General features: G+C 39.1%; 14 protein-coding genes and 1 tRNA gene. 5 read left to right on the top strand and 10 right to left on the bottom strand.

Going from position 1 to position 15016, the window contains the following annotated elements:
• Positions 1-508: 508 nt before the first annotated feature.
• Positions 509-1759 carry a multidrug effflux MFS transporter gene (locus tag L1994_RS05910; RefSeq protein ID WP_278100752.1) on the bottom strand — a complete coding sequence of 417 codons (1251 nt, stop codon included), beginning with the start codon at positions 1757-1759 and terminating at the stop codon, positions 509-511.
• 516 nt (positions 1760-2275) lie between these two features.
• Between L1994_RS05910 and L1994_RS05905 the strand changes: the two genes are divergently transcribed.
• Positions 2276-2348, top strand: a tRNA-Glu gene (locus L1994_RS05905).
• Between the two features lie 168 nt (positions 2349-2516).
• Here the strand turns inward: L1994_RS05905 and L1994_RS05900 are convergent.
• The 7 genes from L1994_RS05900 to L1994_RS05870 form a co-directional block, all read right to left on the bottom strand.
• Positions 2517-3494, bottom strand: a complete 978-nt coding sequence (locus L1994_RS05900) for a UbiA family prenyltransferase (RefSeq protein ID WP_278100751.1) — start codon at positions 3492-3494, stop codon at positions 2517-2519.
• 236 nt (positions 3495-3730) lie between these two features.
• Positions 3731-4942, bottom strand: a complete 1212-nt coding sequence (locus L1994_RS05895; protein ID WP_278100750.1) for a U32 family peptidase — start codon at positions 4940-4942, stop codon at positions 3731-3733.
• A gap of 58 nt (positions 4943-5000) precedes the next feature.
• Positions 5001-6008 (bottom strand): BMP family lipoprotein, encoded by a 1008-nt coding sequence (locus L1994_RS05890; protein WP_278100749.1) that lies wholly within the window; start codon positions 6006-6008, stop codon positions 5001-5003.
• Between the two features lie 124 nt (positions 6009-6132).
• A complete protein-coding gene (locus tag L1994_RS05885; protein WP_278100748.1) occupies positions 6133-7368 on the bottom strand; it encodes a hypothetical protein in 1236 nt (411 codons plus the stop codon).
• A gap of 100 nt (positions 7369-7468) precedes the next feature.
• Positions 7469-7663 carry an AAA family ATPase gene (locus L1994_RS05880; RefSeq protein WP_278100747.1) on the bottom strand — a complete coding sequence of 65 codons (195 nt, stop codon included), beginning with the start codon at positions 7661-7663 and terminating at the stop codon, positions 7469-7471.
• A complete protein-coding gene (locus L1994_RS05875) occupies positions 7657-8154 on the bottom strand; it encodes a hypothetical protein (protein WP_278100746.1) in 498 nt (165 codons plus the stop codon). Before L1994_RS05875 ends, L1994_RS05880 begins: the two co-directional genes overlap by 7 nt.
• A gap of 78 nt (positions 8155-8232) precedes the next feature.
• Positions 8233-8481, bottom strand: coding sequence for a DUF6414 family protein (locus tag L1994_RS05870; RefSeq protein ID WP_278100745.1), 249 nt, complete (start codon positions 8479-8481; stop codon positions 8233-8235).
• 382 nt (positions 8482-8863) lie between these two features.
• Between L1994_RS05870 and L1994_RS05865 the strand changes: the two genes are divergently transcribed.
• Entirely contained in the window at positions 8864-10189 is a 1326-nt protein-coding gene (locus L1994_RS05865; protein WP_278100744.1) for an ATP-binding protein, read from the top strand.
• Between the two features lie 451 nt (positions 10190-10640).
• Positions 10641-12050, top strand: a complete 1410-nt coding sequence (locus L1994_RS05860; protein ID WP_278100743.1) for an alpha/beta hydrolase family protein — start codon at positions 10641-10643, stop codon at positions 12048-12050.
• A gap of 36 nt (positions 12051-12086) precedes the next feature.
• On the opposite strand, the gene L1994_RS05855 is transcribed toward L1994_RS05860, so the two are convergent.
• Positions 12087-13394: a C45 family peptidase gene (locus L1994_RS05855; protein WP_278100742.1), complete on the bottom strand. Its 1308-nt coding sequence runs from the start codon at positions 13392-13394 to the stop codon at positions 12087-12089.
• A gap of 209 nt (positions 13395-13603) precedes the next feature.
• Between L1994_RS05855 and L1994_RS05850 the strand changes: the two genes are divergently transcribed.
• Complete coding sequence (locus tag L1994_RS05850) at positions 13604-13795, top strand: hypothetical protein (RefSeq protein ID WP_278100741.1); 192 nt, start codon at positions 13604-13606, stop codon at positions 13793-13795.
• Positions 13796-14122: 327 nt separating this feature from the next.
• Complete coding sequence (locus L1994_RS05845; protein ID WP_278100740.1) at positions 14123-14269, top strand: hypothetical protein; 147 nt, start codon at positions 14123-14125, stop codon at positions 14267-14269.
• A gap of 353 nt (positions 14270-14622) precedes the next feature.
• On the opposite strand, the gene L1994_RS05840 is transcribed toward L1994_RS05845, so the two are convergent.
• Positions 14623-14832, bottom strand: coding sequence for a hypothetical protein (locus L1994_RS05840; protein WP_278100739.1), 210 nt, complete (start codon positions 14830-14832; stop codon positions 14623-14625).
• Positions 14833-15016: the final 184 nt, after the last annotated feature.

Genomic DNA, 15016 nt, shown 5'->3' with positions numbered 1-15016 from the left:
GTAACTTACATGAAACCGGTGCATGAAATATAATTTCATGGACGTTTTTAATGAAAGGATTTTTAAAATCTTAATATTTTTTTAATTTGGATCCTAAGTTTGCCACATCACTAAAATTCATTGTATTGTGCAAGAATTAAATTTGACAGTTCCAGGAATTTTTGAAAATTTTACCAAAAATAGCATCATTTTGGGCTTAAATTCTAAATGACTTTTGCATTATAAAAATAAATTGATGTTTTGTATGCAAATATGTCCCAACTGTCAAATTCAATAAAGATTATTTTTGATATTTTTGGGAATAATGCACTTCAAAAGACCAAGTGGCAAAGTCAGGTTGGATAATAAGTTCTCATCTTAGAGATGAATTTTATTCTGAAAAGTATTTTTTCAACCTAAGAAATGAATTTTATTCAGGAGTTATTCTTTTGGTTTAAGAATGTTTTTTATTTTGAGGATTTGGATTTAACATGAAATTTACTTCGTAACTTTCATGTAAAGGTCAGATTCATTTGATATTACAGGAGAATCCTTCGGTGTCTTTTGTAATTTTGAATCTTCCAATCAGATGCCAGCCAAAAAAACAGGCAATTCCGACAGCAAGATTGATTAAGCCAACACTTAAAATGAGATTATCTCCATTTAATGATACAAGAATCATTCCTAAACTGCCAAAGACAAGGCCAAAGCAGTTTATCAAAGCTGATGCAGAACCGCTGTCCTCCATTTGCTGTTCAAGCATCATGTAAACTCCTGATGGTCTTACACAGCTTCCCATAAGAGATGCAGGAAACAGGGCAAGTGTAAATATCAACGGGCTTATATGTCCAAATATTACGACAAGTGTGCCTCCGAGTGCAAGAATAATAAAGCCGGAACTGATTATTGATTTTCTGGAAAATGATCGTGACAGTCTGATGTATAAAAACGGCCCTGCTATAAGAGCCAGGGCGTTTATTGCAAAATAAAAGCTGAATAATTGTTCTGATAAGCCGAATTCATTTACATATATATATGAAGAATCCGCGATGAATGCAAGCGATGCTGTGCTTACAAGAGAAAATACAATTAATAGTGACGCAAATCCTGGATTTTTTAATACATGTCCAAGTCGTGTTATTGATTTTGCAACTGTTCCTTTGTATCGTGAAGATTTTGGAAGGGTTTCTTCCATTAAAATTCCGCCGGTGATTGAAATGATTCCTATTCCTGCAAGGGCATAAAATAGTCCCGGCCATGATGTGTAGGGAAGCATAAAAGCGCCCAGAACCGGTGCTAATGCAGGTGAGATTACAACCATTGACTGAACTATTGCTAATACCGACTCTCGCTTTCTTCCTTCATATACGTCCTTTACCATCGCTGTTGCAACAGCCGCCGCGGCGCTTCCGCCGACTGCCTGAAATATTCTTGAAATTATTAATTGCCAGATATCTGATGAAAGCGCACATGCAAAACCTGCGGCGATATAGATTGAAAGTCCTGCAATAAGAACCGGCCTTCTGCCGTATTTGTCGCTTAAAGGTCCCCAGAATAGTAGCCCTATGCTGAAAAAAACGAAGAATAAAATCAGTGTCAGATTTGTCAGGGTTACTGAAACCTGAAAGAAGTCTGACATTTTAGGAAGTGCCGGAAGGTAAAGATCGGTTGAGAGAGGAACAAATGCAGATAGAAGAATGATTAGTGCAAGAAGCCCTTTATCGCCTAAGTATTTTTGTTTTGATTTTGATTTTAAATCAGTGATGCTTTTTTTTGACATTTATCTCATTTTATCTCTTCTTCTTTTGTCTCATCCGGTTTTTGGATTCTTTTTTTATTGTCTTCTTCTTTTGTCTCATCCGGTTTTTGGATTCTTTTTTTATTGTCTTCTTCTTTTGTCTCATCCGGTTTTTTTGTATTCTTTTTTTATTGTCTTCTTCTTTTGTCTTATCCGTTTTTTTGTATTCTTTTTGTTTTTATTGTCTTCTTTTTAGTTTTTATCCGGTTTTTGACATTATTTTGTTCTTTTTAGTTTAATTCTGCTTAGTTTTATTCGGTTTAGTTTTGTTTGTATATTATTTTGCTTTTGTCTTATCTTCAGTTGGTGCAAATTTGTTTATTTTAGGATTTTAAGTGGTGATATGGAGTCTTTTACAATTTTTTTGATTGCCGTTTAATGAAAATTTAATGTAAAATAGGGTGTCTTCATTATTTTAATTTTAAAAATTCAAATCAAAACGTATTTATTCTAAACTCGCAAATATAGTAGAGCAATCATTCAGGCAATGATTCACCTGCTGATATAGTGTAGGGGCCAATCATGCCGGCCTTTCACGCCGGCGACCGGGGTTCAAATCCCCGTATCAGCACTCTGTTTTGAAATTGAAATATTTCTTTTAAAAATTGAATATTCAGGTTAAAATCAGAATATTTCTTTTAAAATTGAAGTATTTTGATATTTTTTTAATTAGCTATATGTAATCAGGATGCATCCGGCCACGCCTAACTACAACCAGATACACCTGGGCAGACTTACGTTATACAAATGAAAATAAAAGACTCAGTGAGTAAACAAACATTGCCACATGGAATAAAGGCAGTGCCTTCATTGCCGATTTTGCGATAGCTATTGCTTTCGCTTTTTCTTTTACCTCTCCTTCTCTTTCTTTTTCTCCTTTTCCTTTTCCACGGATAATTATCAGATTTGCAATTAAAAGGAAAATAAAACCAAATATTAAACCTGCCTGGCTTAACAATCCAAGAAAAGAGGCTAAAAATATAATTGTAATGCCGTTAAGAACTGTGCAGACTATAACCCAGATAACTGCTTTTTTAACTCCATAAAGCACTGGAATTGTCTTCATACCTCTGGCAAAATCGTTTTTTAGATCCGCAAGATCATTTACAACAAGATGCCCGATAGCATATGTGTACAAAAAAAGAAAGCAAATAAAGGCTGTAAAATCCGGCATTCCGGCAACAAGATAACCTGCAACCAAAAAAAGGGCTAGATCAGTCCGCCCTACAAGCTGGGCAACAGGAAATTTCTGATTTCGCTTCTTTACCTGATAAAAAACCTCTACTGTATTGCAATAAACCATGATTAGAATAACAAACAGAGAATGCGGAAAGGGAAGTAGAAGAGACAGAAAAAAGGCAGTTAATGCAAGCAGGACAAAAAGTATGAGTCCGTTTCTGGCTGGAATTAAACCCATAGCAACAGGTCGTGTTTTAAAAGGCCGCCAGTAATTTGTCATACTATTTTCAATATCTTTTGTGTCATAAAATCTGTCAACATAGTCGTTTAGAACCATTCCTGCTTCAAAACCAAAAAGACCAATGAGAGCGGCGATTATAAGATATGTCCATGAAAAAAAGCCATATGTTGTAAAAGCAAGCATTGTTCCGGAACAGAAAAGCAAAGGCCAGATTATTGCAAAATGCAGTCTTAAAAGATCACTATATGCACGGATATTTGGGCTGTTTCTTAAAAATCCTGTTGATTTAGACTGCATACCAATTCATTAAGTCTGTTAATATTTCTTCCTTTTGAAAAAGAAAGAATTTTTTCAACCGAAAATTTTCTTATAGCTTTAAAACATTTAAAAAAAACAAAAAAAAATGCATCTAAATAATTTTGAGATAACACAGTATTCATACACAATTAACAAAAAAAATTAATTTAATCATCAGGATAATTATCCACGATCTTCAGGTAAAATATCTAAACTTATATTTTTAAGAATCTTAATTAAAGATCCTTAATTAAAAACAGCTTATCTCCGGGCCTTACCAAAGAGGGAATTTTTATACCGCATCGCTCACCTTTAGATACCACTTTAACAGATTCATGATTAATCTGAATCTCTTCTACAACTGTGTACTGCGCAGGAGTGGTTTTTCCATAAATCAGTATTTTATCCTTTAATTTCAGACTTCCTGAGCGTATCAGAAATTCTGCGACACCTGCCTTTTTGTAATAATTAACAACATCGCCAAGATATTCTTTTGATTCTTTTGAATCAGGGCCGGGGCTTATCCAGTCTTTTTCAAGGCCTTTGTAAAATCCTTTTGAAAAACCGCGATTATATGCAGTTTTCAGCTCCTCTTTTAGCTCTTCAGCCATAAGAGGTGTATACGTTCCTGTCTCTATTGCAGATAATGCTTTTTTGTAGCAGGATACTGTCTTTTTTACATATTCAGGAGGTCTTATTCTTCCCTCTATCTTAAAAGATGATATTCCTGCATTAATCAGTTCAGGAAGTATTTCAATAGAACACAGATCTTTTGGGCTTAAGACATAATCATGCCCTAAAATGTATGAATTCTCTTCATCCTCAACATCTGTAATCTTATAGAGCCTCCGGCATGGCTGGATACACCTGCCCCGGTTGGCTGATTTTAGAAACACCGCTTCTGATAAAAAACACCTTCCTGAGATGCTCACACACATTGCGCCATGGATAAATGCTTCAATCTCACAGTCAAGCCCGTCTGATAAAGACTGTTTACTGATTTCTGAAATATCAGAAATTGAGCATTCTCTTGCAAGAATAATTCTTTTTGCACCAAGTTTTGCATAAAATGAAAATGCCTTATAATTTGAAACGCCTGCCTGAGTTGATATGTGGATTTTCAAACCCGCCTCTTTTGCCATCTCAAATACTGCCATATCCCAGCAGATTACTGCATCAACTCCTGCGTTTTTGGCGGTATTAATCACTGTTTTTAACTTTGGAAGTTCGTTATTGTAATATATTGTATTAAGCGTCAGATATCCGGCTTTTTTATTCTCATGCAGATAATTCATTACTTTTTCAAGTTCGCTGATCTCAAAGTTTCCGGCATTATCACGCATGTTCATATTTTTTACGCCAAAATAAACAGCATCCGCGCCGCTAATAACTGCGGTTTTCATCGCTGACCAGTTTCCGGCAGGTGCTAGAAGTTCAGGAGCTTTCATAGAGTTGTGGATATTTTGGTTTTTTGTCTCATTAAACTATTTTTTGTGATGCTTTTATTCATGAAAACAACTTCTGCTGCAAATACTTAGCCTCTTCTTCTTCTGCTGTTATCTCCCATGCACCAACTGTTTTATTATATTCTTCAAACTTCGGGTTGAATAAAAGGCCGTTCACACCGTCTTTTAACCCGGCAACAACATTGCCGCCGGTGAAAGAACCGCCCAGATATTCTGAAATGCCATTATAAACAACCGTATCCACCCACTTTACCGCTGATGCAAGCACAAATCCCGGGCCGAGTGGGGACTGGTCTGAGTCTGTGCCGATGATATACAAACACAAAGTGTCATTAGCCAGATTAAAAGCACCCATATTGGAGTAACCGGCACACATAAAGAGAACATCTGTCCCGTTTTGGTACATCAAATCTGCAATCCGGCGGGTCTTCTCAGGATCATTGAATCCTTCCGTTGAGTTTTGGTTAACATATGCATTTTCAACAGTCACATCCGGGTTTATTGAAAAGACACCGTCACTATAACCTCTAAGAAATGTATCCAAAACATCAGACTGCATCCCCATAATAATGCCAACACGTCCTGTATTTGTCGCCGATGCGGCAAGCACACCTGATAAGAAACTGTCTCCGTAGGATGTTATCTCATACGACCTGAGATTTTCAGACCCTATTCCCGACTGATCAATTGCAAGGAAGAAAATATCTTTGTTTTCATCGGCTAACTCCCGGGTAAAGTCTGCATACTGAAATCCAACCGTTATTATCAGACCGGGCCTCTCAGCTCCGCTGCTGTTTTTGAGAATCGCCGGAAGGCTCTCATAATCAAGCGGCGTGAATTCCCTTATGACAATGCCAAAGTCGTTCTGTGCTTCCAAAAGGCCCTTATATGCCGCATCAGTATATGAAAGATCGCCTTTTTCTGATCCGTACACGATATATACAGCCCCGGCTGTGGGTTCTCCCGGCACTATGCTTGCCGAAATTAACACTGCAGGAATAATGACTGCCGCGATAATGACGCAAAATACAATGTATTTTCTATTCATGGATTTACACTCAGTTATGATTGGGGGCAGTTACGCCGTTTAAACCTCTGTTGTCTGAATTTGACCTGAAAGATATAAAATTGAAAAAAAACATGTTCATGCAAAACTTATACTGCATCCGATCTCAAAATTCATCCACCACTGAAAGGAGATACTGCATGAATTGATCCAGTGCCTTTCGTGTTCCCTCCCTTGCCCTTTTAGTATCCTGGTAACCTATTGTGACCGTCATATGCCCCCGGAAAGTACTGGTGATAAAACATGTGGAAGGCATGTAACATCCGGGGAAGCAGACATAGGCATCGGTAAGCCCTTTAATATCCGGCAGGGCTATAGTCCCGGGATTTGAGATGAAGATATCCGCAAAGCCTGATTTCTGCAGAGTTGCTATCTCCTCGACCATCTGGTGAATATGCCTGCCCTCCGGGTCGCAGGCCCTGTCCATTATGGCCTGTTCACTGATGCCGATGGATTTCTCCTTTAGCAGTGTTGTTTCTCTGATCACACGGGGAAGAGTATCTTTCATCCCTTCTCCCATCCTGCGATCAAGAGAAAAAGAGATATTGACGGCCTGGTTGCTCATCACCCGCGATCCGTCCTTTAAGTACTGACGCAGGTTGACGGGGAAAAAAACGTCAACAGGCCCCATATGACCTGTTAAGTCACTCATTGACAGGAAGTATGCCGCCATCACAACATCATTAATACTCCCGCTAAGCTCACGGGTCCGGACACGAATTGCCTCCATTACCTGAGGGTTTACGCATTCCCTGTGAAAATTTGAAGGCTCAGAGGAAGTGCCAAAAGGATCGGGCCACAAAGGATTAACCACTTTAAGATCCTGAGATACCGGCTGTCCGTGCAGATCGGCTCTGCCGGTCCAGAGTGTGTCACGCTCAGGAATCTCACCATTTACAGGACAGATACTGCCGGGTTTTTGGTATTCCTGCAGAAGCTGGGACATAAGAGTGTGAAGACCAAACGCATCAGCGGCAGCATGAGCGAGGTTGACGATGATAACATCTCCCAAAGGTCTTCTAAGCAGTCGTACGCGAAACTGCAGCGGACCGTAAGGATCAACCGGCCCGATGACATGGGAATAGTATTTATCAGTGCACTCCTCCACAGACACAAAAGGATATCTGACATCCTCGGCTGTCTCCCAGATTGCCGGGCCATTTCCCCGGATAAGCCGGCTGCGAAGAACAGGATGGGCCATGAGACATGCCTGGGCAGCCTCCTGAAGAGCGGTGGGATCAATTCTTCTGTCAAACTCCATTACACCACAAAGTGTGGCATCCCCAATGAGCCTGATTGAATCTGTGAAAAGGTCAAGGGACGAGGCCTCACAGGTGTACATACTCAAATCTAAAACCTCCGGATTTATAAATCCGTATCATTTGGCGATTATTCCGGCTCAATTCCAGAATTTCTGTGTCCGGGAAAATTATTTCGGGATACTACACTCCGAAGAGAAAGGAAAGGTATTCATTACCCTGAAACATTGAGAATTCTTTTCGATATAATTCCCCTCCTAATATCTCTGCTAAATATTTTGCAGTCTCTGTTTTTCCAACACCAGAAGGTCCATAAAAGAGAATTACAAGTGTTTTTTCTACTTTACCATATGTTAGAAGGGTTAAGACTTTTAGCAATTTTTTTTTACTTTTTCTTGCCCAATAATTCTCTTTTCAAAATTGGAGTAGATCTCATATATTTTACTCTCATCTATTGATGGATAGGAATAAACTTCATCCGTGGTAATTTCCGAATAGGAATTATTAAGTAAATCAGCTATATGTTTTGGAGTATTTTGAAGGAATAATTTATTGATTTTCAATGAGGAAAGAAACTCATCAAAATTTAATATTGCATGTTCTTTTACACTTGAATATTCATCTGAATAAGAAATTAAGTGACCTATATCAATTTTTATTTTTTCTTCAATTTGGATTATTTTTTCTTCTTCATCTTCTTCTTCAGGCTTTGATTCAGTTTTATGAATCATTGTTACTTTTTTAATTAATTCATCCGTTTTCCTTATTGCAACTGAAAGAGTAGTCCGAGTCTCTTTTTCCTTAATTTCTTTTTCAAGAAGTTCCTCAAACCCTTTTTTAGGGCCATAATAAAGAAAGATTTTATCCATTATTGTTCAATTCCTGCTAAAATTACATCATATACATCAATAAGATTCATTTCTTCTTTATCAGGACTTAATGAATTATCATCTTCCTTTTGTGGCAACTAATTCATAATACCCCCTTACTTTTTCTAGGATTTCATCGATTTTTTCTAAATTTACTGGGGTATCCTCAATCTTTAACATTCCAAAATAGGGAGTATACATTTTAAGATAGGCTATAGATTCTGGATATGCTTTTAATTTATAATCCTTAATTTTTTCAAAAGAACCCCCTAATTCAGCATCTCGTGTAAAATCAGATAAGATGGTATTTGAAATGTATTTCTTCACAACAGATTCTCCAATTATAATCTCAAACCTGCATTAAGAGGCTGCTCATCGGTAAACACAGTGTGCACGGGACTTCCCGGAACGGGGAACACTAAATGCCTTAAAAAATTATTTTCAGAGGCTGAAAGCTGGGCAGACAGTATTTTTGCTCTGGTCTGATATTGAAAATATCAGCCCTGAATCATTCACTGATTGCAGTAAGCTTTTGACAAAACGGGGGAAATGAGAAATTCTTTTGCTCTTTTTAATAAACTTCCTTTTAATACAGCACCCCCCTCCTAAATCCTTAAGTTAGAAAAATGTGCATATCATACACAAAATAAGTTGGAAAAATGTGTACGGGAAACACATAATTAGTACTTAAGCATACATAAGCAATAATATGAAGCGGTTCATTTACGATACTTTACTCGAATGGAAAGAAAAGGGGGATCGTAAACCTGTCATTATTGAAGGAATTCGCCAGTGCGGGAAAACCTGGATATTAAAGAATTTTGGAGATGCGGAATTCAAAGATGTCGCTTATTTCAACTTTGAATATGATGACCGTCTGCAAAAGATATTCGAAGGCGACCTGAATGTTTCAAGAATTATCAAAGACCTTGGCATTCTGAGGAATAAATCCATTAATCCTGGAATAACTATCCTCATATTGGACGAAATCCAGATTTGTCCACGTGCAATAACATCTCTCAAATACTTCTGCGAAAACCTGTCCGAACTCCACGTTGCTGCCGCCGGTTCCCTTTTGGGTGTAGCTGTTGCACAGATGGGAAAAAATGTCTCATTTCCGGTTGGAAAAGTGCAGATGCTTAAGATGTACCCCCTTAACTTCCCGGAATTTCTCCTGGCAAAGGATGAAGAGCTTCTTTACGAATACCTGAATAATTTATCTCTGGATGAAGAGATATCCGATGTATTTACCGGCAAACTGGAAGAATCATATCGTGAATACCTGATTACAGGAGGTATGCCGGAAGTTGTCAGTTCATGGTTAAAGAACCACGAAATCGGCCTTGTAGAGACAATACAAAACGACATTCTCAGTAATTACGAAAAGGATTTCGTCAAATATGCATCCGTATCCGAATTTCCAAAACTTTCCCTGATTTGGAATGCAATTCCTGCACAGCTCGCAAAGGACAATCAGAAATTTATATTCTCCCACGTAAAGTATGGAATGCGTGCCCGTGATTTGGAAGATTCCCTTCAATGGCTTATTTCAGCAGGACTCATCTATAAGGTCGAAAAAATAGAGCGGCCCTACATTCCGGTTACAACATATGCAGATAATACATACTTCAAGATTTATTTCTCTGATGTGGGACTTTTACGCAGAATGAGTAAATTTCCGGCAGATGTTGTTTTTGACACTTCTTCACTGACCGCCGACATGCGTGGGATTTTAACGGAAAATTTCGTGTTGACAGAAATTATTTCAAACAATTTCCAAAGAGCCTTTTTCTGGAAATCCGGCGGGATTGCCGAGGTTGATTACATCATACAGGAAGGCATTGATGTAGTCCCTATCGAAGTTAAATCAGCAAGAGGGACTCGATCAAGAAGCCTTGGCGAGTACAGGAAAAAATACAGCCCCCGTGTTGCTGTCAGAACCAGTCTAAACAATATTGCCAGGCATTCGAATGAATACGGGGAGATTTTAGAGATTCCACTATATCTTATCTGGAGACTAAAGGCATATCTCTGAGGATTTTTAATTGGGGAAGTATTATTTCTCAGGTATCAGGCTGCCTAAAAAAGTCGAATATAAATCATCCAAAGACTAATACAAGCCTTTTTTCCCAGAAGAGTCACTGGACTCAACTCTGGAGGATTCAATTCATGGGGACCCAACCCCGGTAGACTCAAACCTCGAATACTCCTTCGGGATGATTAGTTCAAATATTACTCCTCTGCCATACTCCCCCGTTTCACTAATCTTTATATGTGTAATTTCCAGGATTTCCCTGCTGATGTACATTCAGTATTTGTTTTCCTTTCGGAGTTCTTAAAAACTGGAACACTCATTTTTCTTTTTCTGCAATTATCCAAAAGGAATCTAATTTTTATGCAAATCTGCATAAACTCAGTATTTTCGTAAAATCCTGAATTTTCGTAAATATTATCTTAACTGCTATTCTAAAACTTAAGAGTCAGCTATGAAGCCCTCGAAATCCTGCATAAAATATGCAATAACTTTTACCCTCCTGGTAACAGCCACTCTTGCCTTTACAATATCTGCAGGCTGCACAGAAACAGAATTGCAGTCTGTGGCTGTTTCTGCCGCGACTGAAACAAAAACACCTCAATCCGCCTCCACCTGCTCTTCCGGCTCTGCCGCACAAATATTCAGCGACCAGGAATTCGCTTTTCAGTTCCTAAGAACAATCGGCGCTTCATATTCAGGAGAAGCTGATATCGGCGAATGCCTTAAAACAGCATCCAGAATAGACGAAGGAGATTTTGAGAGCTGGTACAGCGAATGGAAAAAAACAGCGGATGCAATCAGAAATATAGGAGATGAAAGTCTCAGGGAAGGGCATAACCGTACAGCAATGAATGCTTATTACCGGGCTGCAACATACTACCGCACAGCAGAGTTCTTCCTGCATGGAAATTCAACGGACTCCCGCATCGTTGAGACGTGGGAAAAAAGCAGAGAAACATTTCGCGATGCACTCGCACTCGATGATGTCTCATACGAGATTGTAAGCATCCCGTATGAAAATACAACACTACCGGGGTACTTCTATAAAGCAGATAATTCCGGCACACCTCATCCGCTCCTAATTGTTCAGACAGGCTTTGACGGCTGCCAGGAAGAGCTTCATACATATGTGAATGAAGGAATAAAACGCGGATACAATGTCTTAACATTCGAGGGGCCTGGACAGGGCGAAGTGATACGGATTCAGCATATTCCGTTTCGTTACGACTGGGAGAATGTCATCACGCCTGTCGTTGATTATGCAGTAAGCCGGCCCGATGTCGATGAAAACAGGATAGCACTCTGGGGAATTTCCCTAGGCGGCTACCTTGCCCCACGCGGCGCCGCATATGAAAGCAGGATTGCAGCGCTCATTGCAGACCCCGGCACATACGACGTCGGAGAAAATCTCCTTAGAAACCTGCAGGAAGAAGGAGCGGATGCGAACATGACAAAAGAAGACCTAAAGGAATGGCTGCAGACAGACCCGGCTGAGTTCAACGATGCCATACGGGATGCAATGGCAGAGAGTACTGGCACTCGCTGGATGAACGAAAACGGAATGTTCGTCTTCAATGCCGGCTCCCCTGCACAGTTCTGGGCAAAATGGATGGATTTTTCACTCGCGGGAATCGCCGGGGAGATACGCTGCCCGACTCTTGTCTGCGCCGGTGAAGCCGATAGCTTAGACAAAGACGCGATTCAGGCAAAAGAGCTTTATGACAGCCTTGCCTGCGAGAAGGAATTCATATTATTCCAGGACGAATACGGTGCCGGGTCGCACTGCCAGTTCGGGGCGTTCGGACAGTCTTTCGGTGCCAAATTTGACTGGCTTGATGATAAAATGGGTATAAATCAATAAAGAAATAGGGGATTATACGATAATCCCTCTTGTCTGTCATCTCTCAAGACTGAAGGTAAACGGCTCTGACATAATAAGATCACGGGTTTTAAGCGTCTGGTTATTTATCGGGCCGTCTTTTAAGAAATATTTAACAGTCATTGTCCTGTTGGTTAAATCAGTTACAACCCTCCACAAAAGCCTGTCAACAGTTTTGTTACCTGCATCAGCATTTGCCTCAACTTGTTTCAATGCCGCCCATGCGTCATCTGTCGTGAAATCTCCTTCATGACCGGAAATATAGTTATGAAGTTTTGCACTTCTCAGGTAATCGTCATGAGGATCATCAGGATTTTCCGGTTGACACAGGCTGATGTCAGGACGGAGGTGAATAGCATAGTTTGTAATCGGAACAGGAGTGTCCTGGTAATCTATAAAAATAATATCACGTGTTTCGTTATCAAACTCTACAATTGTCGCGTCTCCGGAATCGTCGCATATAAGGAAGTGCTGGCCCATATACGGCATAAAAACCTCTGTCTCTGACAGCTGCTTTTTTGCTTCATCAACCGTTGCACAATGCTCTAGGATTGATCTAAGCACCTGCATAAAATTCAGTCCTGTACTCGTTGATCCGGCGAGGTCATCCAGGGGATCGTTATAAGTATCTCCGTCCTGAAGAGACGCAACGTACAGTCCTTTTTCATTTATTCCGTCAACGATACCGTTGAGGAGATCCATGGTCCCCAATACCAGACTGGCATATCCTTCATCAGGATATATCTCGACAACATGTACAAGTGTTCCCATTTCACTAACGATTGTGTCTTCGAAGTTTCCATCTTCAATACCGGTAAATGCATCTAAATCAGGGGTATAATCCCATTCCATATTCCTGCCTACAATTGCATGGCCGTCCTTTGTTGATGAAGGAGGAAAATAAAGAGCGGAACATGAAGGATAAAGTGATATATATATAGGAAAACTGGCATCATAGCTGTAATCGTCTTCACTGAGCTGATATGCCTTCTTTATTCCAAGCATCCGCTCGTATAAAACATCGTCATAACTTTTGATGTACTGCTCCTTTTCCTCTCCGTATTTTATGTCAGCGAAAGGCAAAAGGAATGAGTCAAACTCATCTATGCCGGCTTTCCCAAGCTCATATCCTATCTCCTCCTCTGTTCCTCCACGGACTGTTACATGGATTACGTCCATATACGTGCCGTTTTCCTTTTTTAAAAGATGATTCACAGTTGTTTTTGCACCGGAATCATCGGGCTGTGCAAAAAGGGCAAAATTGCCAATAAAAAGTGCAATAATGAAAAGAATTATCACAAGTATTGTCAGAACGGCCGATTTCATTTACAATATTATGATTATATTTCGTAATAACGGTGCTGATAATAAGATTCCACTCTCCTAAAACCCTGAGGCCCTAAATTCAAATACAATACTCCCTAAGAATAAATTATCCAAAAGAAGAGAAAAAATGCTTTTTATTGCAATGGCGAAATTCAAAAAAGAGCTTTCAAAGGAAGTAATCGAACATAATATGAAAGATATCGAAACGGATGCAAAAGAAAATATCTGATATACAGGCATATGATGGACGCTTGGAAAATATGACAATGTGGTCATGTTCGAGGCGCCTGACAAGAAGGCCACCTATGAATATGGTCTTAAAAAGAGCTGACAGGATGGACATCGAAACCCTGTTGCCGTCCCTGCAGACGCCTCAAATCCGTTCGGGATACTACAATTAACAAACGGCATGCAAACTTTTATCTGCGATGAAGCTTTTAATAATAAATGTCGGTTGTATCAACCGGAGGATTAATCTTTTGGAAAAGAAGGATATAGGATTGGTTAGATAAATACAGGTCCTTCTTTTCAAATTTCACTAAACCTGATTGATTTTTTAGTTTTGACAAAAGGAAAAAATATTCCATGAGTCTCCCACTTTTGAATGTAATATATCAGTCTTTACATTCTCTCTCATTATTTACTTGAACTGTTAATTTAAAAAAAATGAGATTTGCAGAGAGATTTCCCGGATTATTCAAAGCAAAATATTTACTGCCTTTTTTTTAATGTCAAACACCAGCATCCTTCCTGATGATAACATTTATTCCAGTCATTTCTCTGTCTCCAAAATCAAAAACAGCTTATCCCCGGGTCTGACAAAAAACGGCACTTTAATCCCGCACCGCTCACCTTTTCCGGCTGATGATACTTGATAATTTAAACAATCATATAATATTCATGATTTCATGAATAGATGGATTCAGTTCAAGATATTTTGTCTGTGCTTTCAATTTATTTTAATTTGAAGAAAAATCAAAAGGTTGATTTTTATTATCTTATCAATTCAGTCAAGGATTAGTTTTCCGGGTATAAATATAAGATAAGGCTCCTCCATGCCGTTTGCTTTTGCACTTTCAGCAAATAGCGAATAGATTTCATCCATTATTGTCTCATTGACAGGAATATCAGGATCCCACCAGATATAAAGCCCTCCAAAACAGGTATTCTGTCCACATCCGGTGACAGGTCCTCCATTAATTGACTCGTACTTATCGAAGTATTTATCTTACGGTCTGATGAGATTCCAGTTGTCACGGTCATAATATATTATTTTCGACCAGTTCCCGTATTCTTTAAGGATTTTCTGGCTGGAATAGCCGGTACATCCTGGTTTTGTCAAATCTATCCTTGGATCCATTTCAGGTTGCTTAGTGATATTTATGAGATTATCTCCATCAGGTACATCCCGACCGGTTTCACCATAAATTATGGTCATGATAACAGCCACCAATAATATCGCAAAAATCAGTCCTGATAACAAAAAAATAGTAGATTTTTTCATTTTCACCTTATTACAATTGACAAACAGCATGCAAAATACATCTTTTTCTACGTTAATTTAGTAGATACGGGCCGCATTGGCCGGTAAAAAAAGGATCAGTCAGGGAGGTTTTGTGTAA

The organism is Methanomicrobium antiquum (assembly GCF_029633915.1).
In the GTDB taxonomy this organism is placed as follows: domain Archaea; phylum Halobacteriota; class Methanomicrobia; order Methanomicrobiales; family Methanomicrobiaceae; genus Methanomicrobium; species Methanomicrobium antiquum.
This window is presented reverse-complemented; position numbering and strand designations above follow the sequence as displayed.